This window comes from Dechloromonas denitrificans, assembly GCF_001551835.1.
Lineage (GTDB): Bacteria > Pseudomonadota > Gammaproteobacteria > Burkholderiales > Rhodocyclaceae > Azonexus > Azonexus denitrificans.
This window is the reverse complement of the sequence record NZ_LODL01000040.1, coordinates 15,167-39,436: the sequence shown is the minus strand read 5'-3', so window position 1 is coordinate 39,436 and position 24,270 is coordinate 15,167. Positions and strand designations below refer to the sequence as shown.

The window sequence follows — 24,270 nt, the reverse complement described above, 5'->3', positions numbered from 1 at the left end:
CATGGAACGTCATTTACATACGAACCGGGAAAGGTATCCATCATGAAACACGCACTCCTGTTGCTGCTGTTGATGCCGGTCTTTTCGTCCTCTTTTGCCGAAACAGCCGGCAATGAGCTGAATGCTTCCGCCAACGCCGCGGGGCATGCGGTCTCGGCCACTATTTTGCGGAGTGCGTCGCGAACGCCTTACGAAGCGCCGTCCGAGCATTTCACCGGCAAGGCCCGCGTGGTACCGCTCTTTTCGCCGAATGCGCCGGCCAGGGCATCGGCTGCCTATGTCACCTTCGCGCCAGGGGCTCGCACCGATTGGCATACCCATCCCCTGGGGCAGACGCTGGTCGTGACCGAAGGTAGCGGGCTGATCCAGTTCTGGGATGGCCCGATTCAGCGCATCGAGCGCGGGGATGTGGTGTCGATCCCGCCCGGCCAAAAACACTGGCATGGGGCGTCGGCGACGGCAGCCATGACCCACCTGGCCATCCAGGAGCAAGTCGATGGCAAATCGGTGGCCTGGCTGGAGAAGGTCACCGACAGCCAATATCGTATTAGGCCTTCAGCCAAAGAGGGGGCCGCACCCGCCGTGCAGCCTTCCCGGGCCCAGCAGCTGATGGGCGATTTCGCCCCGAAGCTGGCCGAGTTGACCGACAACGTGCTGTATGCCGAGATCTGGGAGCGTCCCGGGCTGTCGCAACGGGACAGAAGCCTGGTAACGGTCAGTGCGCTGATTGCACTGAATCGCCCTGATCAGCTCCGCTCGCATCTCGCCCTGGCGACCAAGAACGGCCTGACACATGAAGAGCTTGCCGAAGCGATTACTCATTTGGCCTTTTATTCAGGTTGGCCCAGTGCGGTCTCGGCAGTTTCGGTCGCCAAAGAAGTGCTGCCGGCCAAGTAAGCCATTTAACCGAAGGAGTTTTCGATCATGACTTCAACTTTGCGAAAGAACCTGCTCGCCTTGGCTGGCTGCATGCTGTTTGCGGCTGGACTATCGGTGGCCGCTCCGCAAAAGCCTGTCGCACCGCTGGTGATCCAGGAACAAGGCAGCTTCGCCGTGGGGGGGACGGTAGTTCAGAGCCCCGGCAACTACGATTCGCTCAATCTGAGTTCCGGTGGCCAGACGCTCCACGGTGACCATGCCCGCGTGTTTTATCAAGTCCCGGTCAAGGCCCGCAAATTGCCGCTGGTGATGTGGCATGGCTTCGGCCAGTCCACCAAGACCTGGGAATCGACGCCGGATGGGCGAGAGGGCTACCAGAACATCTTTCTGCGTCGTGGCTTCGCGACCTATTTGCTCGATCAGCCCCGTCGCGCTTCTGCGGGGCGCAGCAGTGTCGCCACAACGATCAGCGCCACGCCGGATGACCAGCGCTGGTTCGAAACCTTCCGTGTCGGTATCTGGCCGAACTATTTTCCTGGCGTGCAGTTCTCCCGCTCGCCGGAGGCTCTGGATCAGTATTTCCGGGCGATGACGCCAGACACCGGCCCAATCGACACCAATCTGACCAGTAATGCCGTCTCTGCCTTGTTCGGCAAGATCGGCGCCGGCATCCTGGTGACCCATTCGCACAGTGGCGGTATGGGCTGGCTGGCCGCGATGAAGAACCCGCGCATCCGCGCCATCGTCGCCTACGAACCGGGGAGCGGCTTTGTCTTTCCGGAAGGCGAGGTGCCGCCAGTGATGCCCAGTGCCGCCGGCCCGCTGGAAGGGGTCGGGATTCCGCTGGCTGAGTTCATGAAGCTGACCCGAATCCCCATCGTTATCTATTACGGCGATTTCATCCTCAACGAACCCGTCCCCAATCCCGGTCAGGATGGCTGGCGCGTACGCTTGGCCATGGCCAAACAATGGGTTGATGCGATCAATCGCCATGGCGGTGATGCAAAGCTCGTTCTCCTGCCGGAGATCGGTATCCGCGGTAACACGCACTTTCCGTTTTCCGACCTCAACAATCTCCAGATTGCCGACCTGATGTCGCAATTTCTTGCCGAAAAGCATCTGGACTGATTTAAAGCCCAGCTTTCAACTGAAACGAATTCAACTCTTCAGGAGTTACAAACATGAAATCCGGCTTAATTAAAGCAGCGGTCGTAAGCGCAAGTATCGGCGTTTTATCAGGAGTTTCGGTGGCCGCAGACTACAAACAAAATCCATTCACGCTGACCTACGCGGGCGCGATTGCCGAAAACGTCAAAGGCAAAGTCAACATCCATCCTGTGACTTATAAACTGAACGGCATTGATATATCTGCCAACGTTTACACCCCGGCGAACTATGACTCTAGCCAAAAATATCCGACGGTTGTGGTTGCCCACCCCAATGGTGGCGTCAAGGAACAAGTCGCTGGTTTGTACGCCCAGCGTCTGGCCGAGCAAGGCTATATCACCATTGCAGCGGATGCGGCGTATCAAGGCGCGAGCGGCGGCATGCCGCGCAATGTGGACAAGCCATCCCATCGCATTGAAGACATTCACGGCATGGCCGACTTCATCAGCCAATACGCCGGCGTCGATGCCGCTCGCCTTGGCTTGCTCGGTCTCTGCGGTGGTGGCGGCTATTCACTGAAGGCCGCCCAAACCGACAAGCGTTTCAAATCCATTGCCACCTTGAGCATGTTCAATTCCGGTCTCGTGCGGCGCAACGGTTACAGGGATTCCCAGTTGGGCACGATACAGGAACGCCTGAAACAGGCCTCTGAAGCTCGTGCCCAGGAAGCTGCAGGCGGCAAGATCATCTATGCTGCCGACACCATGCTGACTGATGAGCAGATTGCCAAGTTGCCGTTCGACCTATATCGCCAGGGCTTCGAGTACTACTGGAAGACGCATGCTCATCCGAATTCGACCTTCCGGTACACGATGAGCAGCCTGCTCGAATTGATGAACTTCGACGCGGCCAGCAACATGGACTTGATTGACCAGCCCTTGTTGATGATCGCTGGCAGCAAAGCCGATTCCCTGTACATGACGCAGAGCGCTTTCAAGGATGCGGTCAATGCCAAAGACAAGGAACTGTTTTTGATTGACGGTGCGACCCACATTGAAACCTATTGGAAGCCGCACTATGTGAATCAAGCCATGGAAAAACTGACTCAGTTCTACGGAAAATCACTTTAAGGCAACTCTGTTGAGCAAATAACCACCCTTTTGAGCCCTCCTGCGGTCGACCACAAAAAAAGCCGGGAAATGCCCCGGCTTCTTTGTTTGCGCTGAAACGCGGTTTCAGATCACCAGTTGGGTGCCCAGTTCGACCACCCGGTTGGTCGGGATATGGAAGAAGTCGCTGGCGCTGGTTGCGTTCTTCGACATCACGGCAAACAGGCGGCCGCGCAGGGGGCTGAATTTGCGCGCCAGCGACGGCACAATGGTTTCGCGCGACAGATAGAAGGTTGTTTCCATCATGTCGAAACGTTCGCCGAAACGCTTGCATTGCTCCAGCGCGCCCGGCACGTCCGGGCTTTCCATGAAGCCGTAGCGGATGATCAGGCGCTGGAAGCCTTGCCGCATCGGGTGCAGGTAGATGCGGTCCATGTCGTTGACGTGCGGCGTCGGCATGGTCTGGACGGTGACCAGCACGACCCGTTCATGCAGCACCTGGTTGTGCTTGAGGTTGTGGAGCAGGGCGGGGGGCACGCCTTCCTTGGCGCTGGTCATGAAGATTGCGGTGCCGTTGATGCGGTGCACATCGTCGATCGACTGCAGGAAATCGTCCATCGGGATGCTCTGCTTGGCCATCTCGTCGGCGACCAGGCGCCGGCCGCGCCGCCAGGTGGTCAGCACGGTGAAGGACACCAGGGCCATGGCAATGGGGAACCAGCCGCCCTCGGGAATCTTGATCGCATTGGCCGCGAAGAAGGCAATGTCGATGACCAGCATGACCCCGGCAACCAGCGCGACGGTGAGCAGGTTCCAGCGCCAGAGCAGCACCATGACGAAGGCGACCAGGATGGTGTCGATCAGCATGGTGCCGGTGACGGCGATGCCGTAGGCGGCGGCCAGGTTGGAGGAATTCTTGAAGCCGATGACCAGTGCGACGACCGCCAGGTAGAGCGTCCAGTTGGTGAAGGGCACGTAGATCTGGCCTTCTTCCTTGCCCGAGGTGTGAATGATCTGCATGCGTGGCAGCAGGCCCATCTGGATCGACTGGCGGGCTACCGAAAAGGCGCCGGAGATGACCGCCTGCGAGGCGATCACCGTGGCCAGCGTGGCCAGGCCGACCATCGGCACCAGGGCCCAGTCCGGGGCGAGGTGGAAGAAGGGGCTGGCGATGGCTTCCGGTTCGGCGAGCAGCAGCGCGCCCTGGCCGAAGTAGTTGAGAACCAGCGCCGGCATGACGAAACCGAACCAGGCGAGGCGAATCGGGAACCGGCCGAAATGGCCCATGTCGGTGTACAGCGCTTCGCCACCGGTGACGGCGAGTACCACCGAGCCGAGGGCGAGGAAGGCCAGCCCGGGGTGGCTCACGATGAAGTGGAAGGCATAGCTGGGCAGCAGGGCCATCAGTACGCCCGGGTTGTGCATGATTTCAAGGGCGCCGAGGATGCCGAGGATGCCGAACCAGGCGACCATGACCGGGCCAAAGAAGAGGCCGACGGTGCCGGTGCCGCGTTTCTGGATGAAGAAGAGGCCGGTGATGATGAGCAGCGTGATCGGGATGACGTAAGGCTTCAGCGTCGGGGTGATGATCTCCAGCCCCTCGACGGCCGACAGTACCGAGATGGCCGGCGTGATCATGCTGTCGCCGTAGAACAGTGCGGCGGCGAAGATGCCGAGCAGGGTGATGATCCACGACATGCGGGGGTTCTTGGCGCGCTCGGTGACCAGCGCCAGCAAGGCCAGCGAGCCGCCTTCGCCGCGGTTGTCGGCGCGCATGATGATGGCGACGTACTTGACCGAGACCAGCGCGACGATCGACCAGACGACCATCGACAGGATGCCGAGGATGTTCTCGGGGGTGACCGGGATCGGGTGGTGGCCATTGAAGATTTCCTTCAAGGCGTACAGCGGGCTGGTGCCGATGTCCCCGAAAACGACACCGATGGCGGCAATGGTGATTGCCGGCAGGTTTTTGTGCGCGTCCGACTGCATGATTTCCCCTGAGTATTCCCTGGTGCACCTGCGGTGCTATATGTGTTTTTTCGCCGAGGCACGAAGCCGGGGGCGAGGCGCGCAATTTAGCACTTCGCCCGGCTGCCGGGGGGGCGGAAGCCGGGATGGGGAAGCGAAGTCAGGGCTGGGTGTTGCGCCGCAGCAAATGGTTGACGATAAAGCTCAAAACCACCTCGCCGCGCTGGTTGACCGCGTGATACCTGAGGCGGGCGATGCCGCGGTCCGGCTTCGACTTCGAGGGCCGTGCCTCGAGCACCTCGATCTCGCTGTGCAGCGTATCGCCCGGCCGGACCGGGGCCAGCCAGCGCAGTTCGTCGATGCCCGGCGAGCCCAGGCTGGAGTCGGCGAGCAGGCCGGACTGGATGAACAGCCGGAAGCAGATGGCCAGGCTTTGGAAACCGCTGGCGATCAGCCCACCGTAGGGCGATTCGGCGGCGGCATTGGCGTCGAGGTGAAAGGGCTGCGGATCGTAGCGCCAGGCGAAGTCGATGATTTCGGCTTCAGTCAGCGTCAGGCCGGGCGAGGTGAAACGCTGGCCGGGGGTGAGATCGTCGAGGTAGCGGCTGTCCATGTTTGCTCCTGGTTCAGGGGTTCATGCATTCCGAAATCAGTGTGTCGCCACCCCGGCCGCAGGGCGTGAAGCTGCCGGAAACCGGGTGGGGCGTGCCGTCGTCGTCCATCTGCGCGGCCAGCGTTTCCCAGAAAAGGACGCCGGAGTGGTCGAGTTTGAGGCGGAGCAGCCAGCCGCGTTTGGCGTTGTCGTAGTCGAAACCGTCGAAGACGAAATTGCCCAGGCTGTAGATGATCGGCTTGCCCTTGTAGACCTCGGCCCCCTGCGTCACGTGCGGGTGGCCGCCGACGACGAGGGCGGCGCCTTCGTCGATCATCCGGCGGGCCAGGGTTTGCTGCCGTTCGCTGGGCTGGGTTTCCTTCTCCCAGCCCCAGTGCATGAAGGGAATGATCAGGTCGGCGCCGGCTGTTTTGGCGGCGCGGATGTCGCTGATCACCTGGTCGTCCTCGCTCCAGGCGATGCCCGGCCATTCGGCGCCGGCCTCGAAGCTGCGCGGCTTGAACTCGTTGTAGCCGAGGACGGCGATTTTCAGGCCCTTGCGGTTGATCCACAGCGGCTGGTGCGCTTCGGCCAGGTTGCGGCCGCCGCCGAAGCGGGCGATGCCGGCATTGTCGAGGTAGTGCAGGGTTTCCAGGAAGGCGCTTTGGCCGTAGTCGCCGGAATGGTTGTTGGCCAGCGACACGGCGTCGAAGCGGCCCTGCAGCACGGGCAGGACGCGCGGCTTGGCGCGGAAGCTGTAGATTTTGTTGTCGAACTGGCTGCCGCCTTCGGCAATCGGGCATTCGAGATTGGCGATCCGGTAATCGGCTTCCTTCAGAATGGCCGAGAAGGGCAGCAGCGGGTCGCCGCCCTGGCCGATCAGGCGGCCGGGGCCGTCGTCGAGCATGATGTCGCCGGCGAAAATCAGCGTCACCGGCTCGGCGAGCAGCGGCCCGGCCAGCAAAAGCAGCAGTCCTGCGGTCAACCCGTGTTTTCGGCTCATTTTCCGGCCGCCATTTTCAGTTCGCACCAGTATTGCAGTTCGCCGTCGCGCAGCGGTTCATAAACGGCCTGCCGGCCGCTGAAGCCGTCGACCGCGGCATTGCTCGCCGGGTAGGCGTAGCTCGCCTGATGGAGCAGGGTCGGCCCGCTGTCGCGGTCGGCATAGGCATAGAGCTTGATGCCGGCCAGTTCGGCCGGTTCGCGGCGGAAGACGATGCGGAACAGAAAGAAGGAGCCGATGCTGGTCGTTGCGACGCCGTAGGGCGAATCGACCGGGCGGGCCTCGATGACCTGGGTCGCACCGCCATAGGTGACATGGCAGGCGACGCTCTCGGCCCGGGCGCCGGCAGCGAGCAGCAGCGCGCCGGCCAGGCCGAGGCCAAGCCTAGCCCGCCTTGCCACCGGCAACCTGTTTCAGCTGGATATCGAGCGGTAGCGGCTGGCCGTTGGCGAGGGCCGGGTAGCTCTTGTCGTTGATGAAGAGCAGCTTGCCCTTGTTTTCGATGCGGGCGGCGACGGTGACGCGGGCCTTCTTGCCGATCAGGTCGCGGTCGATGGTGGCCTGGAAGGCGATCGGTACCTGCTGGCCGGCCAGCCCGATGCGCTGTTCGGCCAGCACGCGGGCCGGGGCGCCGGCCCGGGCGGTGTCCTGAATGCGGATGATCAGCACGGCTTCCGGCGGCAAGGCCATCCGGACGCGGTAGCTGACCTGGCCGGCGAGGTCGATGAAACTGCTGGCCGCTGCCGGCTGGGCGGCGACCGGGCTGGCCGGGGGCGTCGCGCCGCGCAGGCAGCGCCGGGCATTGCCCTTGCCGTCTTCGAACAGGGCTTCATCATCCTTGGTGTGCAGGCGCAGCGTGTCGTTGCGATAGAGCGCGCCGGAGGCGGCCGGCACTTGCGGCAGGGTGATCGCTTCGTCGGCGAAATGCAGCGTGGCCTGCGGTCGACCGTCGCTGGCGGCCGAAAATGAAATCTCGATGCGGCTGCCGTTGTCGCAGGCGTAAGGCTGGCGTTCGCTGTCGGCCAGGGCGGTCAGCGGCAAGAGGAGGAGCGGAAGGTGGTGCAGTTTCATGCGTTGTCCAGGTCGGGGGCACTGGCTGGCAGGGCTTGCCAGCGGCCGTCGATGAGGCCCTCGAGCGGGCGGAAGTTGGCTTTGTAGGCCATTTTGCGGCTCTCGGCAATCCAGTAGCCGAGATAGAGGTAGGGCAAACCGTTGGCCTGGCACTGGGCCATTTGCCAGAGGATGTTGTAGGCGCCGAAGCTGGCGCCGTGAATGTCGGGGTCGTAGAAGGTGTACACCGAGGACAGGCCGTCGTCGAGAACGTCGATCAGGCTGACCATGCGCACCACGTCGTTTTCGGAAAACTCGATCAGCCGGGTATCGACTCGGCTCTGCAGCAGGAACTGGGCGTACTGCTCGTGGCTGTCCTCGTCCATGCCGCCGCCGGCGTGGCGCGTGTTCTGGTAGCGGGCGTAGAGGGCGTAATGCTCGTCGCAGAATATTAGCGGCCGTTCGCGGGCGACCAGGTGGCAGTGTTTTTTCAGGGCGCGGCGCTGGCTGCGGTTGGGCTGGAAGTCGGCGACCGGCAGGCGGACCGGCGTGCAGGCCTGGCAACCGTCGCAATGCGGCCGGTAGGTGAAAATGCCGCTGCGCCGGAAGCCGGCACGGACCAGCGAACTGTAGATTTCGCCGTCGATCAGGTGGGCCGGCGTCGCCACCTGCGAGCGGGCCTGGCGTTCCGGCAGGTAACTGCACGGGTAAGGCGAGGTCGCATAGAACTGGAGCAGCGAGAAGGGCAGGGCGGCGTCGTCGGGCTGGGCCATGGCTTACCAGTCGAAAACGGCAGGGGCGGTCGCCCAGTTCGTGCGCTCGCAGCCGCTGCCGGTCAAGGCCTGCAGACGGTCAAGAAATGCGGCCCGGGGAATTTCCCGGCCGCCGAGCGAGGCGAGGTGTTCGGTGCGCATCTGGCAGTCGATCATGCCGAACTGGTGAGCCACAAGGTGACGGATGAGGTGAGCGAAGGCGACCTTCGAGGCGTCGCTCCGGCGAGAGAACATCGACTCTCCATAGAACATGCGACCGATGGCCAAGCCATATAGACCGCCGATCAGATCACCTTCGTCATAGGTTTCGACCGAATGTGCCCAGCCAAGTTCATGCAGTCGGCAGTAGGCGTTCATCATCTCCGGCGAAATCCAGGTGCCATCCTGGCCGGGGCGCGGCGTCGCGGCACAGGCGCCGATGACGCCGGCGAAATTGCTGTCGAAACGGACTTCGAAACGGCCGCTGCGCAGCGTCTTGCGCAGCGAGCGGGTCAGCCGGAACTCGTCGGGAAAGAGCACCATGCGCGGGTCCGGGCTGTACCACAGCGGATGACCCTCGACCGTGCCCCACGGAAAGATGCCCTGCCGGTAGGCGTCGAGCAGACGGTCCGGCGCCAGATTGCCGCCGACGGCGAGCAGGCCGCCCATGTCCCGGCGGGCAGCATCGACCGGCGGGAAAAGGTCGAGCGGACCGAGGAAGGGAATCATGCTGCGGCCAGGGGGTTAGCGGGCGCGGTCTTCGGCCAGCCAGGTAATCGGCTTGGCAGCCTGCTGTTCAAGCTTGATTTCGCAGGCCGGGTCGTCACACTCCTCATGCTTCTTGAAGGCGATGACGTGGTCAGCATCGAGCCGGATGCCGATTTTTTCGCCGAGCGCATGGTTGTGGTGCGAAGGGACCAGCGACAGCACTTCGGTACCGCTGGCCAGGCGCAGCGTATAGAGGATGTCGGCGCCGCGAAAGGCCTTGTGCAGCACTTCGGCCTGCACCGGACTGTGGTCGTCGTGCACGATGTCGTCCGGACGCAGCAGGATATCGACGCGGCAGCCGTTATCGCAGGCCGAGCAGGATTCGCTGCATTCAACCGGGGTGTCGGAAATCAGCGTGCCCAGTTCCATGCGCACGCTGTTGTTGTCGCCGACCGTGCCGGCGACCAGCACGCCCTGGCCGATGAAGTCGGCGACAAAGCGGTTGGCCGGGCGGTGGTACAGGTTGTAGGGGACATCCCATTGCTGGATGCGGCCCTCGTACATGATGCCGATCTCGTCGGCCATCGCGAAGGCTTCGTGCTGGTCGTGGGTAACCATGATCGCGGTCGACCCCTCGCGTTTGAGGATTTCGCGGACCTCGACCGAGAGCCGCTCGCGCAGGCCGACATCGAGGTTGGAAAAAGGCTCGTCGAGCAGGATCAACTCTGGCCGCGGGGCGAGGGCGCGGGCCAGGGCAACGCGCTGCTGCTGGCCGCCGGACAGTTCGTGCGGATATTTGTCGCCCTGGCCGGAGAGGCCGACCGTGGCCAGCAACTGGCGGACGCGCAGGTGGACATCTTCGGTCGGCTTGCGGCCCAGCCCGAAGGCAACATTCTGTTCGATGGTCAGGTGCGGAAACAGCGCGTAGTCCTGGAAGACCATGCCGATCCGCCGCTTTTCCGGCGCGACGCGCTGGCCGGCCCGGCTGACCACCTGGCCGTGCAGCAGGATCTCGCCGCCGGCGATATCTTCGAAACCGGCGATACAGCGCAGCAAGGTCGTCTTGCCGCAGCCGGACGGGCCAAGCAGGCAGGCGATCTGGCCCGCTTCCAGCGAAAAGTTAACGCCATCGACGATGGTGTGCTTGCCGTAGCGCTGTATGACGCCATTTAGTTGAAGTTGTGCCATAGCGGTCGATTATAATTCGCATTCACACGTATGCGTACCGCCCAATATTCACCCCTGCTGATTGTCGGATTCGTCGTCGCCTTGCTGGCAGGATTGCCAGTCGCCAGCGTCGGCCTCAATCTTTTTGTTGGCGGCACTAGCGACACCTGGGCGCATCTGGTCCATACCGTGTTGCCCGACTACATCTTGAATTCCCTGTGGCTGTGCCTCGGTGTCGGCTGCGGCGTCGGGCTGATCGGCGTCGCCACCGCCTGGCTGACTGCGATGCATGAATTCCCCGGCCGCCGCATCTTCGAATGGGCGATGGTGCTGCCGCTGGCCATGCCGGCCTATGTCATGGCTTACGTCTATACCGATTTCCTGCAATTCGTCGGCCCGGTACAGACGGCGCTGCGCGACACCTTCGGCTGGGAACACGGCGACTACTGGTTCCCGGACATCCGCACCTTGCCCGGGGCGATCCTGATGTTCGTCTGCGTCCTGTATCCCTATGTCTATCTGCTGGCCCGTACCGCCTTCATCGAACGCGCCAGCGGCATGCTGGAAGCGGCGCGGACGCTGGGCATGGGCTCGTGGCGCGGCTTCTTCGCCATCTCGCTGCCGCTGGCCCGGCCGGCCATCGTCGCCGGTGTCGCGCTGGCGCTGATGGAAACCCTGGCCGATTACGGCACGGTCGCCTATTTCGCGGTCAATACCTTCACCACCGGCATCTACCGCGCCTGGTTCTCGCTCGGCGACCGCGTCGCCGCCGCCCAGCTGGCCGCCATGCTGCTCGGTTTCGTCCTCTTCCTGCTGATGGCGGAACGGGTGTCGCGCGGCCGAGCCCGCTATAACAACACGACCGGCCGCAATCGCCCGATGGCCGGGGCGCAACTGCATGGGATCAAGGCGCTGCTGGCGACGCTGGCCTGTGCGCTGCCGCTGTTGTTCGGTTTCATCCTGCCGGCCGTTTTGCTGCTCAAGATGGCGTTGACCGAAGGGGATGCCCAGTTCGGCGAGCGTTTCCTGATGCTGTCGCGCAACAGCTTCGTGCTGGCCGGCATGACGGCGATCATTGGCGTCCTGCTTGCCTTGCTGATGGCCTACGGCGCACGCCTGGCCAAAAGCGGCTTCGCCAACGGCCTGAATCGCCTGGTCGGCCTCGGCTACGCGGTGCCGGGGGCGGTGATCGCGGTCGGCGTGCTGATCCCGGTGACCCGGCTCGACAACTGGCTGTCCGGACAATGGCTGCACTGGTTCGGCTACAACCCGGGCCTGCTGCTGACCGGCGGCATTGCCGCGCTGATCTACGCCTATCTGGTGCGTTTTCTGGCGGTGGCGCTGCACACGGTCGAATCGAGCCTGGCCAAGATCACGCCGAGCATGGATGACGCGGCGCGCAGCCTCGGTCTCGGCCAAAGCGAAACGCTGCGTCGGGTGCATGCGCCGATGTTGCGCGGTAGCCTGTTTACGGCCGGCCTGCTGGTTTTCGTCGATGTCATGAAGGAGTTGCCGGCCACGCTGGTCATGCGCCCCTTCAATTTCGATACGCTGGCGACGCAGGCCTATACACTGGCTTCGGACGAGCGCCTGGCCGAGGCGTCCACCGCGGCGCTGGCCATCGTCGCGGTCGGCCTGTTGCCGTTGATCGCCTTGTCGCGGCAGATTTCGGCCTCGCGCCGGGCAAGTTCCAGCAGCGCCAACTGACGCGGCGGCTGACGCCGTCGTTGGTCTAGGATTCTGGCCGTTGGCGGCCGGGCGGCGCGTTTGCTGTTGCGTTGCTTTCGTTGAAACGCAGCAGTTCCATGGTCAGCAGATTGGTATCGGTACCGTAACTGGCCGGGATGTCGATGTCTTCGATGATGTTGAAGTGCGCCGTGTCAGCTTCGGCTTCGACGGTACTGGCGACGGGGAGTTCGGGGGCCGGCGCATCGAGCGGCAGTAGTTCGAGGTGCGCGGTATTGAACAGCAATTGCGGGTCGACTGGCACATCGGGCGGAACTTCCGCGCCGTGCTTGATGAGCAGGGCAATCACTTCCGGGTGGCCGGCGCGCCGGGCCAGTCGCAAGGGCATGCCCGGGCCATCACTGCCCGGTGCATTGACGTTGGCGCCGCGGCGGATAAGTTCGCCGACAATTTCCAGATTGCCGCTGAAACAGGCGGTCCGCAAAGGCAGGCCGGGCTGGCCGTGCATGTCCGTTTCTTCGATGTTGGCGCCGTCGTCCAGGGCCTTGCTGACGGCCGGCAGATTGCCGCTGCGGATGGCGGCAATCAATTGGCTGGGGGAAAGATTCTTGCCTGACATTTCCTGATTTTCATGGAGAAAACCAGGAAGAGTCTAGGCTATCGCTTGCCCTTTGGCGAGTCCTCGCGGCTTACTTGAAGCCGGCCCGGTCATAGATGATCTGGGCCTTGGCCTGGTACATGGCGAGGTTCTTGACCGGCAGTTTGTCCGCCTTGAATTTGCCCAGTGCGTCGAGGGCTGGGTTGGCGACCTTGACACTATCGACAGCCGGCCATTCGTTGTTGCCATCGGCGAAATAACGCTGGGCTTCGTCGGAGGCCAGGTATTCGAGGAACTGCACGGCAGCGGCCTTGTTCGGGGCGGTCTTCAGCATGCCGCCGCCAGAAACGTTGATGTGGGTGCCGGTCGTCTTCTGGTTGGGCCAGATGATGCCGACTTTTTCCATCGCTTTTTGCTCTTCCGGCTTGGTCGACCGCAGCAGTCGGGCGACATAGTAGGTATTGGAGACAGCGACGCCGCATTCGCCGGCCGCTACCGCCTTGATCTGGTCGGTGTCGCCACCCTTCGGGGCACGGGCAAAATTGGCCACCATGCCCTTGGCCCATTCCTCGGCCTTGGCTTCCCCCTGGTTGGCGATGACCGAGGCCATCAGCGACAGGTTGTACGGGTGCGACCCGGAGCGCGAGCAGAACTTGCCCTTCAGCTTCGGGTTGGCCAGGTCTTCGTAATTCTGGACATCTTCGGCCTTGACGCTGGCCTTGTTGTAAACGATGACCCGGGCCCGGGTCGAGAAGGAAAACCAGTCTTCGGTACGCAGATGGGCCGGAATGCGGGTTTCCAGCGTCTTCGAGGCGACCGGGGCAAAGAGGCCCAGTTCGTGGGCCTTGGCCAGGCGCGCTGCATCGACGGTCAGGAAAATATCGGCCGGGCTGTTGCTGCCTTCGTTGCGGATGCGTTCCAGCAACTCGTCTTCCTTGCCTTCGATGCGATTGATCTTGATGCCGGTCTGCTTGGTGAAGTTGGCGTACAGGGCTTCATCCGTCTGGTAGTGGCGAGCCGAATACAGATTCAGTTCGCTTGCCTGGGCCGAGGTGGCGAGGATGGCGAGTGCGGCGAGGGACAGCTTCAACTTCATGGGGCAGACTCCTGTGGCATGCAGCAGATTTGATGGAGTCGCCAGTGTATGCAAATGAGAAACGTTATTGCAAGTGGGCGAAAAAAATGCGGCGTAATCGCCGCATCGCTCAGTTGCCGTCGATGATCCGACGGGCGCCGTTGTAGCGTTTTACCCAGTAGCTGCTTTCCATGCTCTCGACCCGAACTTCGGCCCCAGTGCGCGGGGCGTGCAGGAAATGGTTGTCGCCAAGATAGATACCGACATGCGAGAAGGTGCGACGCATGGTGTTGAAAAACACCAGATCGCCCGGCTTGAGCTGGCTGGTGTCGATGCGCTGGCCGACTTCGCTCATTTCGTGAGCGGTGCGGGGCAGGGAGGCGCCGATGCTGTCCTTGAAAACCAGGCGCACGAAGCCGCTGCAATCGAGGCCGCTGTCTTCGTCGTTGCCACCCAGGCGGTAACGGACGCCGACCAGTTTCAGGCCTTGCAGAATGACATCCTGTGCGGCATTGGTGTAACGTTCAAGGAAGGAAAGTTGTTCTTCCTTGCGCACCTGCTCGGCAGCGGAGACCGCACCGATACCGCCGACCAGCAGGGCGACGGAAAGTGATATGGAAGCTAGAACTTTATGCATAGCTCGCGAATGTATTTCAAAAACACTGACCTGTAAAGATGCTGAAAAAATCAGCGACTGCAACTATATTCATAATCCGTAATTATGAATACAATTTATTTCCCGAGGAGTGAGGAGCGCTATGGAGTCCTTCAATGCACTGCTGATTGAGGAACGTGACGGCAAGGTGAGCAGCGGTTTTGTCCGGATGGACGAAAGCCAGCTGGATGCCGGCGAGGTCACCATCCGGGTTGCCTATTCGAGCGTCAACTACAAGGACGCGCTGGCCGCGACCGGGGCCGGCAAGATCATCCGGCGCTTTCCGTGTGTCGGTGGGATCGATCTGTCCGGTGTCGTCATCAGCAGCGTCGATCGACGTTTCAAGCCGGGTGATCCGGTCATTGCCACCAGCTTCGATATCGGTGTCGCGCATCATGGGGGCTATGCCGAAATCGCTCGCGTCCCCGGCGACTGGGTGGTGCCATTGCCCGCCGGCCTGTCGCTGTTCGATGCGATGGCGCTCGGTACCGCCGGCTTTACCGCGGCGCTGGGCATCGTCCGCATGGAAGAGAACGGTCTGCGGCCCGACAAGGGACCGGTCATCGTGACCGGGGCGACTGGCGGAGTCGGCAGCCTGGCCGTCGATATGCTGGCCAAGCTGGGTTATCACGTCGTCGCCCTGACCGGCAAGGAAAGCGAGGCCGACTACCTGCGCGAACTGGGGGCGGCCGAGGTCATGCTGCGGCAAAGCCTCGACCTGACGAAGATTCGCCCGCTCGACCGGGCTCGCTGGGCTGGCGCGGTCGACAATCTGGGGGGCGATATTCTGGCCTGGATCGCCAGCACCATGGAGCAGGGCGGCACGATCGCCAGCATTGGCCTGGCGGCCAGCATGTCCCTGAATACGACGGTCGCGCCCTTCATTCTGCGCGGCGTCTCCTTGCTCGGCGTGGACTCCGGTTATATCCGGGAGCCGTACCGGCTGGGGGTGTGGCAGCGTCTGGCCGGCGATTTGCGGCCACCGCATCTGGCCGGGATGGCGCGCCGGATAGGTTTTGACGAATTGCCGGCCACCTTCACCGAGTTTGTCGCCGGTCGCGCCAAGGGGCGAGTCGTCGTGGAAATCGGCGGAGCCTGAAATGGCCGACCTGCCGCACGTACTGATTGTTGATGATTCCCGGGTGGTGCGGGCTTCTTTGTCCCAGCACCTGCGCGGGAATTACGAAGTGCGCGAGGAGTCCGACGGGGAAGCGGCCTGGCAGACGCTGGTGCTGGATCATTCGATCCAGGCCGTGATTTCCGACCTGCAAATGCCGAAGCTGACCGGTTACGAGTTGCTGGAGCGGGTGCGTACCTCCAAGTTGCGCCGCTTGCAGCAGTTGCCGTTCATTCTGGTCTCCGGTGAGGAAACCGAAGAGGAGCGCGCCAAGGCCAAGGCCATGGGGGTTTCCGATTTCATCACCAAAGGGGTCGGGGGCGCCGAAATTCTGGTGCGCCTGAACAATTTGCTTGCCCTGACCAGCGCCCAGGAAAACCTGGATGCCGGGCGCGAAGCGATGGTGCAGGACCCGGCCAGCGGCCTGTATTCGAGGAAATACCTTGAGTTGCAGGCGGCGCAGGCGCTGTCGCATTCAGCTAGGCACGGGGTGGGGACCAGTGTGATGGTTCTCGGTTTTGATGACTTTGCCGAACTGGGTGAGCGCTTTGGGGAAGCCGTGGCCGAGCAGATTGCCAATCGCTTCGCCAAGATGCTGGCCGGCAAGATGCGTCAGGAAGATAGCCTCGGGCACTTTGGCGCCGGCCAGTTTGCCGTCGTTTCGCCGGGTACTGCCCTGAGCTTTTGCGTAACTTTTGCCGACCGGGTTCGGCAGGCGGTTGAGGTGGCCCGTCTTTCCGTTCAAGGGCAGAGCGTTGGCGTGACGGTCAGTATCGGGGTGGCTGGTGTGCCGGTGGACCACGTCGCCTCGGCGGCTTCGTTGCTCGACTTGGCCGGGCAGCGCATGCGCGAAGCCATGCAATCGGGAGGCAATCGGACGGGGGCGGGGGGTACAGCGGCGGCAACGCGAACGATTTCGCTGCACCATGCCCTCGAGCTACTGACCGCCAACCGGACACAGGCCGTCTTGCCGCATCTGGATGCCTTGGGCAAACAATTGCTGCCGCTATTGAAATTGATGGACCAAGAATTGGGTTTGGCTTTGCCCTTGGCGGAGATCGAACACCGTTTGAACGAGCGCGCGATGAAAAAATAATTAGGCCGCTCGAATTTCTGTTGTGCAGGAAAACCTTTTTAGAGGGAGTTTTATGGCGACGTACAAGGAGTTTCACCAGTATTCCATCGAAAAGCCGAACGAGTTCTGGACCGAGCAGGCCCAGCTTGTCGACTGGAAGGAACCGTTCACCCAGGTTTGCGATTATTCGCGCCCGCCGTTTGCCAAGTGGTTCGTCGGCGGCAAGACCAATCTCTGTCACAACGCGGTTGACCGTCATGCGGCCAAGCGTCCGAACGACCGGGCACTGATTTTCATTTCGACGGAAACCGACGAAGAGAAGGTCTACAGCTTTGCCGAACTGCAGCGCGAAATCGAGCGCATGGCGGCGATCTACCTGAGCCTTGGCGTCAAGAAGGGCGATCGCGTCCTGATCTACATGCCGATGATTGCCCAGGCAACCTTCGCCATCCTCGCCGCCACCCGTATTGGCGCGATCCACTCGGTGGTCTTCGGCGGCTTTGCTTCCGGTTCGCTGGCGACCCGGATCGACGATGCCAAGCCGGTGCTGATCGTTTCGTCCGACGCCGGCATGCGCGGCGGCAAGGCCGTTCCGTACAAGCATCTGCTCGACGAAGCGATCGAGCTGGCCGAACACAAGCCGGCCAAGGTGCTGATGGTCGACCGTGGCCTGGACAAGGAATTCAACAAGGTGGCCGGTCGCGACGTCGACTACGCCACCCTGCGTGAACAGTTCCTGGATGCCCAGGTGCCGTGCGAATGGCTGGAATCCTCCGAGCCGTCCTACATCCTCTACACCTCCGGTACGACCGGCAAGCCGAAGGGCGTCCAGCGCGATACCGGCGGTTACGCCGTGGCGCTGGCCTCATCGATGAAGCACATCTACTGCGGTGGCGAGGGCGAAACCTTCTTCTCGACCTCGGACATCGGCTGGGTGGTAGGTCACTCCTACATCATCTACGGCCCGCTGATCGCCGGCATGGCCACCGTGATGTACGAAGGCACGCCGCTGCGTCCGGATGCCGGCATCTGGTGGCAGATCGTCGAGAAGTACAAGGTCAGCGTGATGTTCTCGGCGCCGACCGCGGCTCGCGTGCTGAAGAAGCAGGATCCGGCCTTCATGCACAAGTACGATCTGTCGTCCCTGAAGCACGTCTTCATGGCCGGTGAGCCGCTTGATCAGCCGACCCACGAGTGGTTCATGACCGAACTGCAAAAGCCGGTCATCGACAACTACTGGCAGACCGAAACCGGCTGGCCGATGCTGGCCGCCTTGCCGGGCGTCGAAAAGACCCCGATCAAATACGGTTCGCCGTCCTTCCCGGTCTACGGCTACAACCTGCAGATCTTCCGCGAAGACGGTTCGGTCTGCGACGCCAACGAAAAGGGCATCGCCGCCGTCATCCCGCCGTTGCCGCCGGGCTGCCTGTCTACCGTCTGGGGGCAGGACGACCGTTTCGTGTCGACCTACTTCACGCTGTTCAAGGAGCCGCTGGTTTATTCCTCCTACGACTGGGCGATCAAGGACGACGACGGTTACTTCACCATCCTCGGCCGTACCGACGACGTGATCAACGTCGCCGGTCACCGTCTGGGCACCCGTGAAATCGAGGAAGCGATCCAGAACCACCCGGCAATTGCCGAAGTGGCCGTGGTTGGCGTCGAGGACAAGCTGAAGGGCCAAGTGCCGATGGCCTTTGCCGTGGTCAAGGACGCCTCCAAGGTGGCGACACCGGAACTGGTCAAGGCGCTGGAGAAGGAAGTGTTCGGCACGGTCGATGGCATTCTCGGTGCCATTGGCCGTCCGGCCCGCGTGCACTTCGTGACCGGTCTGCCGAAGACCCGTTCCGGCAAGATGCTGCGCCGTTCGCTGCAGGCGCTGGCTGAAGGCCGCGATCCGGGCGATCTGACGACGATCGACGATCCGTCCACGCTGGAGCAGATCAAGAACGCACTGGCCAGCTAAACGCCCTTGTCGTTCGTCAAAAGCCCGTCGGCGCAAACCGGCGGGCTTTTTTGCGCCTGCCTTGTCGGAATCCGGGCCGGGGCAGGGTGTTAGAATGGCCGCCAGAGCTACCTTTCCCGTTGTTTCAAACCGATGATTTACGAAACCGTTGCCGCTGTCGATTTAGGTTCCAATAGCTTCCGTCTGCAAGTCGGACGGGTGGTCGATGACCAGATCTACACATTGGACTCCATGAAGGAGCCGGTGCGACTCGCCTCCGGCTTGACTGCCGACAAGCGCCTTGACGCGCCATCGCAGGCGCGCGCGCTGGACGGCCTGCGCCGCTTCGGCGAGCGCCTGCGCGGCCTGGATAACGGGGCGGTGCGGGCGGTGGCGACTAATACCCTGCGCGTCGCCAAGAACGCGATGGATTTTTTGCCGCTGGCCGAGGAGGCGCTCGGTTTCCCGATCGAAATCATCGCCGGCCGCGAAGAGGCGCGACTGATCTATATCGGTGCTTCGCACTCGCTGCCGTCAGTCGCCCATAAGCGCCTGGTCGTCGATATCGGCGGTGGCTCGACTGAGTTCATCATCGGCAAGCGGCACGATCCGCAGCTGATGGAGTCGCTCTACATGGGCTGCGTCAGCTACACGCTGCGCTTTTTCCCGGATCGCAAGATCGATAAGAAGCGTTTGCGCGAGGCGCAGATCGCGGCGGCCAAGGAAATTGAACTGATCGCTCACGATTACCAGCGCTTGGGCTGGAAAGAGGCGGTCGGCTCGTCGGGAACGGCGCGGGCGATCGCCGATATCCTGGAAATGAACAACATGAACCCGAATGGCGAGAGCGGCATCACCCGCGAGGGGCTGGACAAGCTCTGCCTGCTGCTGGTCAAGGCGGGGTCGGCCGAGGCGCTCGATCTGCCGGGGGTCAAGGGGGATCGCTTGCCGGTGCTGCCGGGCGGCATTGCCATCATGTCGGCGATTTTCGAGGAGCTGGGCATCGAGCGCATGACCTATGCCGACGGCGCGCTGCGCCTGGGCGTGCTCTATGACCTGCTCGGCCGTTTTCATCACCACGACATGCGCGACTCGACGGTGGCGCAGTTTCGCCGCCGTTACCAGGCCGAGGCGGATCAGGTGGAACGGGTGGAGGCGACCGCACTCTCGGCCTTGACGCAATTGGCCGACGGTTCGCCGGCCGAGGCGGATGTGCAGTTCCTGTCGTGGGCGACCCGTCTGCATGAAATCGGCATTTCGGTCGCCCACAACGCCTACCACAAGCACGGCGCCTATATTCTGACCTACGCCGATATGCCCGGTTTCTCCAAGAAGGATCAGGCACGCCTGGCCATGCTGGTGCTCGGCCATCGCGGCAAGCTGGAAAAGCTGGGGGGGATTCCTGCGGTGGACAGTGCCTGGCGGCTGGTTTTCTGTTTGCGACTGGCGGTGTTGCTGCATCGCACCCGTGACGACCGCGCCCTGCCGGCTTGGCGGGTACGGACGAACGGCACTGGTTTCGCGCTCGAACTACCAGCCGACTGGCTGGCCGCCAATCCCTGGACGGCCGCAGCGCTGGGCGAGGAGGCCGCCGTCTGGCGCCAGGTCGGGCGCGAATACGTCGTCAAGTCGCGCGCTCCAGGGAAAAGCGTGTGAACGGCATCCCCAGCTTGCACGTCGAGCCGGGGAAAGTCGTGCTGGCCGGGCAATGGACGCTGGCCGCCATGCTGCCCGAACTGGCTGATCTGCAGAGCCGGCTGACGGCGCAGCCGGCGGCTAGCCAGCAGTGGGATCTGTCGGGTTTGACCCGGCTGGATAGCGCGGCCGCCGTCCTCCTTTGGCGGACCTGGGGTAATGCCTGGCCGGAGAACTTGCTGATCGCCGATTTGCATCGCCAGGTCTTGGGTCGGGTGGCCGAACTGCCGCACGACATGCCGCCGCCACCGAGCCGGCCGTTCATTCTGCCGGTGTTCCTCGGCGCCTTGCTGTTGAAGGCCGTCGCCAACTTGCGCGGCATGATCGCCCTGTTCGGCCAGTTGTTGTTCGACCTCGTGCACCTCGTGCGCTACCCGGCCGATATGCCGTGGAAAGAGTGCGCCGCCAATGTCTATAAGGCCGGCGCCCAGGCCATGCCGGTGACGGCGCTGGTTGGTTTTCTGATTGGCGTGACGATCAGTTACCTGTCGGCGCTGCAATTGAAAGGCTTTGGTGCCGATCTGTTCATCATCAACATTCTCGGCATCTCGATCATTCGCGAACTCGGGCCAGTGCTGGTCGCCGTGCTGGTCGCCGGGCGTTCCGGCTCGGCGATGACGGCGCAGATCGGCGTCATGCGGGTCACCGAGGAAATCGATGCGCTGTCGACGATGGGGATCTCGCGCAGCATTCGCGTCGTTTTGCCCAAAATTCTCGGGTTGACCGCAGCAATGCCGCTGATCGTGCTGTGGACCTCCGGTGTCGCGCTGTTCGGCGGCATGCTGGCGGCGATGCTGCAACTGGACCTTTCACTGGTCTATTTCCTGGAAAACCTGCCGCTCGCCGTGCCGGTTTCCAATCTGCTGATCGGCCTTGGCAAGGGCCTCGTCTTCGGTTTTGTCATTGCCCTGGTTGCCTGCCACTTCGGGCTGCGCGTCAAGCCGAACACCGAGAGCCTGTCGGCCAATACGACCAGTGCCGTGGTGACGGCGATTACCACGGTGATTCTGGTCGATGCCATCTTCGCCGTCTTTACCCGTCACATCGGGGTGCCCTAGCAATGAGCCAGACACCGGTGGTGGAACTGTGCGGCATCGATACGCTGTTTGCCGGCCGTCACGTGCATCGCGATCTGAATTTGCGGGTCGAGGCGGGGCAAATTGTCGGTTTGCTCGGCGGCTCGGGCAGCGGGAAAACCACGCTACTGCGCGAGATGCTCGGTCTGTTGCACCCTAATGCGGGCAGTGTTCGCCTGTTTGGTTTCGACCTGAATCACGCCGATCCGCTCAAGCAGCGTGCGGTGCGCCGCCGTTTGGGCATGTTGTTCCAGCAAGGGGCGCTGTTTTCAGCGCTTTCGGTGTTCGACAACATCGCCTTCCCGCTGCGCGAACTGAAATGCCTCGACGAAGACTGGATTCGCCGGCTGGTGCACCTCAAGCTGGCCATGGTCGAACTCGAAACGGCCCATGGCAAGCTGATGCCGGCCGAGCTTTCCGGCGGCATGATCAAGCGCGTTGCGCTGGCTCGGGCGCTGGCGCTGGAGCCGGAACTGCTGCTGCTCGACGAGCCGACGTCCGGCCTCGACCCGGATCGCAGCCAGAATTTCGTCGATCTGGTCGGCGCGCTGCAAAAGGAGCTCGGGCTGACCGTGGTCATGGTCACCCACGATCTCAATACCCTGGCCGGGTTGGCGACGCATGTCGCCGTGCTGGCCGATCAGCACATCATCGCTTTTGGTCCGAAAGACGAGGTGATGACCGTCGATCATCCCTTCGTGACTGGCTTTTTTGGCGCCGACCGCCGGAAACTGCTTTAATAAGCATTCATGGAAAACAAATCCCACGCCTTTGCTGCCGGCCTCTTCGTCATCCTGCTCGGGGTGGCCGCTTTTCTCGCTATCTACTGGCTGGGCGGCAGCAAGGAAGATACGCACGACTACATCGTCGTCACCAAGCAAAACATCGGTGGTCTGAATCCGCAGGCGCAGGTGCGCTACCGTGGTATCCGGGTCGGCAAGGTCACCGATATCCGTCTCGATCCGGACGATTACAGCAATATTCTGGTCACCATTTCGGTCAGCGAGGATGTGCCGCTGACCCGTGGCACCATTGCCAAACTGAACTACCAGGGGGTGACCGGTCTGGCTCACATCCTGTTGCTGGAAACCGGCAAGGACATGGAGCCGCTTGAGCCGAACGATGAGAGGCCGCCACGGATCACGATGATTCCGTCCCTCTTCGACGAACTGGGCGAGACCGGCACCGCCACGCTGCGCCAGGCCCGGCAACTGATGGCCAGCGCCAATGCCATGCTCAGCGAGGAGAATCGCCAGCATCTGACGGCAACCCTGGCCAACCTCGAAGCTGCCTCGGCCAGCATGAAACCGGCGCTGGATAACCTGAGCGGTACCCTGGTGCAGGTCAAAAAACTGCTCGATGACAAGAATGTCAAAAGCCTGAGCCAGGCCGCCGGCGAGGTGGGCCCGTTGCTGTCGGATACCCGGCAACTGATCGGCAAGATGCAGCAGGCGACCGACAAGCTCGATGTGGCGATCGGTGACGCTTCGGCCGGTGGGGCATCCGCCCTGATGCCGCGCCTGAACGAGCTGGCCAGTGATTTCTCGCTGACCTCGCGCCAGTTGAGCCGGGTCCTGCGCATTCTTGAAGATTCGCCGCAAGGCTTGGTCTTCGGCGCCCCGGCCATGCCGCCGGGGCCGGGCGAGGCAGGTTTTTCGGTGGAAGGGGCGAAATAATATGCGTCGCTTCGCCATCATTTTCCTGAGTTTTGCCCTGAGCGCCTGTTTTACCGCAGGCAAGCGGGGCGGCGATACGGCCATGGCTGTTTACGATCTTGGCCCAGGTCTGGAGCGCCAGATCGATCGCCGGCAGCGTCCGTCGCCGATGGCCGTTGAGGTCAGGGCGCCGCTCTGGTTCGACGCGCTGGGGATCAACTATCGTCTGGCCTACAGCGACCCCGCCAGATTACGTGAGTATGCGCGGGCGCGCTGGGCCGGACCACCCGCCCAGATGATCCAGCTCGGTCTGGTGCGCGATCTGGGTCTGGTTGCGGCCGGGCAGGGGCGAAGCAATTGCGTTGTCCGCCTGGAAATCGACGAATTCAGTCAGGTTTTCGAAACGCCTGTACAGAGCCGTGCGCAGATTCAGGGGCGCGTCCAGTGGCTGGACAAGTCCCGGGCTCGATTGGCCGAACGGACCATTCACTTGGAGCAGGCCGCCGCCAGCGCCGATGCCCAGGGGGGCGTCAAGGCGTTAACGGCTCTGGTCGGGCAGTTGACCGCAGCAATCAATGACTGGGAACAAGAGTCGGTCGCCGCTGGCCAACTGCGGAACTGCCAGCTTTAACCGGAGACAATCCGTTCGGCGATGCGTTGCTTCAGATCGCCGAGATTGTCGTCAAACGGGCTGTAATGCATTAATGAAAGCCCGAAAACGCAGGCGTAGAGCAGCAGGCTGCGGCTTTTGGCTTCGGCGTCGGACATTCCGGCCGCAACAAACAGCTTGCGCGTGCATTCCAGCCGATACAGGTCAACCGCTTCGACGATTTTTCCTGCCAGGCTGTCATGTCTGGCCCAGTCGCGGACGGCCAGCTCGATCGACATTCCCTTGCGATTTCGGCTCGCGCCATAAACTTCGATGGCGTAATGCAACTGGTCGCGTTCCTGGCCGGGAGCTACCGTCGTTATTTTTTCGATGTCGCGGATGCGTCCTTCTTTCCAGCGCTCGAGGACGGCAGTCAGCAGGTCTTGACGATCCTTGAAGTGCCAGTAGAAACTTCCCTTGGTCACGCCGCAGCGCTTGGCCAGCACTTCGACACGCAGGCCGGTGACGCCTTCCGTGGCGAGCACGTCAATAGCCGCCTCGACCCAGTCATTGCGGTCGAGTTGCGTGCGTGATGAGACGGGCTTGCGGCGCGCGGCTCGAGGTTGGGGCTTGACAGTTATATTTTCCATACGCTACCGTACGCTTTTCCATACGACACAGTATGGTCATTGTGCGGATTGCTTTGCCATCTGTCAAACAGGTGGATAATGGCAGGATAACTAACTGAAGGTTAAGGAGAGACTAG

At 62.4% G+C, this 24,270-nt stretch carries 24 protein-coding genes; 12 read left to right on the top strand and 12 right to left on the bottom strand.

What is annotated here, in order from left to right; genetic code table 11:
- The first annotated feature begins 42 nt into the window (after positions 1-42).
- The 3 genes from AT959_RS21930 to AT959_RS18975 are packed head-to-tail and all read left to right on the top strand — an operon-like array spanning position 43 to position 3,116.
- Positions 43-897: a (R)-mandelonitrile lyase gene (locus AT959_RS21930; protein WP_066886884.1), complete on the top strand. Its 855-nt coding sequence runs from the start codon at positions 43-45 to the stop codon at positions 895-897.
- A 27-nt stretch (positions 898-924) separates the two neighbouring features.
- Positions 925-2,007 carry an alpha/beta hydrolase gene (locus AT959_RS18980; protein WP_066886875.1) on the top strand — a complete coding sequence of 361 codons (1,083 nt, stop codon included), beginning with the start codon at positions 925-927 and terminating at the stop codon, positions 2,005-2,007.
- 53 nt (positions 2,008-2,060) lie between these two features.
- A complete protein-coding gene (locus AT959_RS18975; protein ID WP_066886874.1) occupies positions 2,061-3,116 on the top strand; it encodes an alpha/beta hydrolase in 1,056 nt (351 codons plus the stop codon).
- A 105-nt stretch (positions 3,117-3,221) separates the two neighbouring features.
- On the opposite strand, the gene AT959_RS18970 is transcribed toward AT959_RS18975, so the two are convergent.
- The 8 genes from AT959_RS18970 to AT959_RS18935 all read right to left on the bottom strand — a co-directional run bounded on the left by AT959_RS18970 (position 3,222) and on the right by AT959_RS18935 (position 10,359).
- On the bottom strand, positions 3,222-5,087 hold the full coding sequence (locus AT959_RS18970) for a potassium transporter Kup (RefSeq protein ID WP_066886871.1): 1,866 nt from the start codon (positions 5,085-5,087) through the stop codon (positions 3,222-3,224).
- A gap of 139 nt (positions 5,088-5,226) precedes the next feature.
- Entirely contained in the window at positions 5,227-5,679 is a 453-nt protein-coding gene (locus tag AT959_RS18965) for a MaoC family dehydratase (protein ID WP_066886862.1), read from the bottom strand.
- A gap of 13 nt (positions 5,680-5,692) precedes the next feature.
- A complete protein-coding gene (locus tag AT959_RS18960; RefSeq protein ID WP_066886860.1) occupies positions 5,693-6,661 on the bottom strand; it encodes a CapA family protein in 969 nt (322 codons plus the stop codon).
- Positions 6,658-7,062 carry a hypothetical protein gene (locus AT959_RS18955; RefSeq protein WP_066887497.1) on the bottom strand — a complete coding sequence of 135 codons (405 nt, stop codon included), beginning with the start codon at positions 7,060-7,062 and terminating at the stop codon, positions 6,658-6,660. The genes AT959_RS18960 and AT959_RS18955 overlap by 4 nt, the downstream gene beginning before the upstream one ends.
- A complete protein-coding gene (locus AT959_RS18950) occupies positions 7,046-7,732 on the bottom strand; it encodes a YbaY family lipoprotein (RefSeq protein ID WP_066886857.1) in 687 nt (228 codons plus the stop codon). The genes AT959_RS18955 and AT959_RS18950 overlap by 17 nt, the downstream gene beginning before the upstream one ends.
- Complete coding sequence (locus tag AT959_RS18945; protein ID WP_066886855.1) at positions 7,729-8,484, bottom strand: arginyltransferase; 756 nt, start codon at positions 8,482-8,484, stop codon at positions 7,729-7,731. Before AT959_RS18945 ends, AT959_RS18950 begins: the two co-directional genes overlap by 4 nt.
- A gap of 3 nt (positions 8,485-8,487) precedes the next feature.
- The gene (aat, locus tag AT959_RS18940; protein WP_066886853.1) at positions 8,488-9,192 is read right to left on the bottom strand and encodes a leucyl/phenylalanyl-tRNA--protein transferase; all 705 of its coding nucleotides are present in this window, start codon (positions 9,190-9,192) and stop codon (positions 8,488-8,490) included.
- A 15-nt stretch (positions 9,193-9,207) separates the two neighbouring features.
- Entirely contained in the window at positions 9,208-10,359 is a 1,152-nt protein-coding gene (locus AT959_RS18935; protein ID WP_066886851.1) for an ABC transporter ATP-binding protein, read from the bottom strand.
- 30 nt (positions 10,360-10,389) lie between these two features.
- On the opposite strand from AT959_RS18935, the gene AT959_RS18930 reads away from it, so the two are divergent.
- A complete protein-coding gene (locus AT959_RS18930) occupies positions 10,390-12,045 on the top strand; it encodes an ABC transporter permease (RefSeq protein WP_066886850.1) in 1,656 nt (551 codons plus the stop codon).
- 25 nt (positions 12,046-12,070) lie between these two features.
- Here the strand turns inward: AT959_RS18930 and AT959_RS18925 are convergent, their stop codons facing one another.
- The 3 genes from AT959_RS18925 to AT959_RS18915 form a co-directional block, all read right to left on the bottom strand.
- Positions 12,071-12,643 (bottom strand): ankyrin repeat domain-containing protein, encoded by a 573-nt coding sequence (locus AT959_RS18925; protein ID WP_066886848.1) that lies wholly within the window; start codon positions 12,641-12,643, stop codon positions 12,071-12,073.
- Positions 12,644-12,713: 70 nt separating this feature from the next.
- Positions 12,714-13,718, bottom strand: a complete 1,005-nt coding sequence (locus AT959_RS18920; RefSeq protein ID WP_066886845.1) for a Fe(3+) ABC transporter substrate-binding protein — start codon at positions 13,716-13,718, stop codon at positions 12,714-12,716.
- A 109-nt stretch (positions 13,719-13,827) separates the two neighbouring features.
- Complete coding sequence (locus tag AT959_RS18915; protein ID WP_066886842.1) at positions 13,828-14,334, bottom strand: C40 family peptidase; 507 nt, start codon at positions 14,332-14,334, stop codon at positions 13,828-13,830.
- A gap of 121 nt (positions 14,335-14,455) precedes the next feature.
- Here AT959_RS18915 and AT959_RS18910 point away from each other — a divergent pair, with 121 nt between their 5' ends.
- The 8 genes from AT959_RS18910 to AT959_RS18875 all read left to right on the top strand — a co-directional run bounded on the left by AT959_RS18910 (position 14,456) and on the right by AT959_RS18875 (position 23,546).
- Positions 14,456-15,451 carry an oxidoreductase gene (locus AT959_RS18910; protein WP_066886840.1) on the top strand — a complete coding sequence of 332 codons (996 nt, stop codon included), beginning with the start codon at positions 14,456-14,458 and terminating at the stop codon, positions 15,449-15,451.
- 1 nt (position 15,452) lies between these two features.
- A complete protein-coding gene (locus tag AT959_RS18905; RefSeq protein WP_066886838.1) occupies positions 15,453-16,565 on the top strand; it encodes a GGDEF domain-containing response regulator in 1,113 nt (370 codons plus the stop codon).
- A gap of 52 nt (positions 16,566-16,617) precedes the next feature.
- Positions 16,618-18,510, top strand: coding sequence for a propionate--CoA ligase (locus AT959_RS18900; RefSeq protein ID WP_066886836.1), 1,893 nt, complete (start codon positions 16,618-16,620; stop codon positions 18,508-18,510).
- Positions 18,511-18,642: 132 nt separating this feature from the next.
- Positions 18,643-20,145, top strand: a complete 1,503-nt coding sequence (gene ppx, locus AT959_RS18895; protein WP_066886834.1) for an exopolyphosphatase — start codon at positions 18,643-18,645, stop codon at positions 20,143-20,145.
- Entirely contained in the window at positions 20,142-21,242 is a 1,101-nt protein-coding gene (locus AT959_RS18890; protein WP_066886831.1) for an ABC transporter permease, read from the top strand. The genes ppx and AT959_RS18890 overlap by 4 nt, the downstream gene beginning before the upstream one ends.
- Positions 21,243-21,244: 2 nt before the next feature.
- Positions 21,245-22,000 (top strand): ABC transporter ATP-binding protein, encoded by a 756-nt coding sequence (locus AT959_RS18885; RefSeq protein ID WP_066886820.1) that lies wholly within the window; start codon positions 21,245-21,247, stop codon positions 21,998-22,000.
- A 9-nt stretch (positions 22,001-22,009) separates the two neighbouring features.
- Positions 22,010-22,936 carry an MlaD family protein gene (locus AT959_RS18880; RefSeq protein ID WP_066886819.1) on the top strand — a complete coding sequence of 309 codons (927 nt, stop codon included), beginning with the start codon at positions 22,010-22,012 and terminating at the stop codon, positions 22,934-22,936.
- 1 nt (position 22,937) lies between these two features.
- The gene (locus AT959_RS18875; RefSeq protein ID WP_066886814.1) at positions 22,938-23,546 is read left to right on the top strand and encodes an ABC-type transport auxiliary lipoprotein family protein; all 609 of its coding nucleotides are present in this window, start codon (positions 22,938-22,940) and stop codon (positions 23,544-23,546) included.
- Here AT959_RS18875 and AT959_RS18870 read toward each other — a convergent pair.
- Positions 23,543-24,154, bottom strand: a complete 612-nt coding sequence (locus AT959_RS18870; protein WP_066886812.1) for a TetR/AcrR family transcriptional regulator — start codon at positions 24,152-24,154, stop codon at positions 23,543-23,545. The two genes, AT959_RS18875 and AT959_RS18870, sit on opposite strands and share 4 nt — an antisense overlap.
- Positions 24,155-24,270 lie beyond the last annotated feature (116 nt).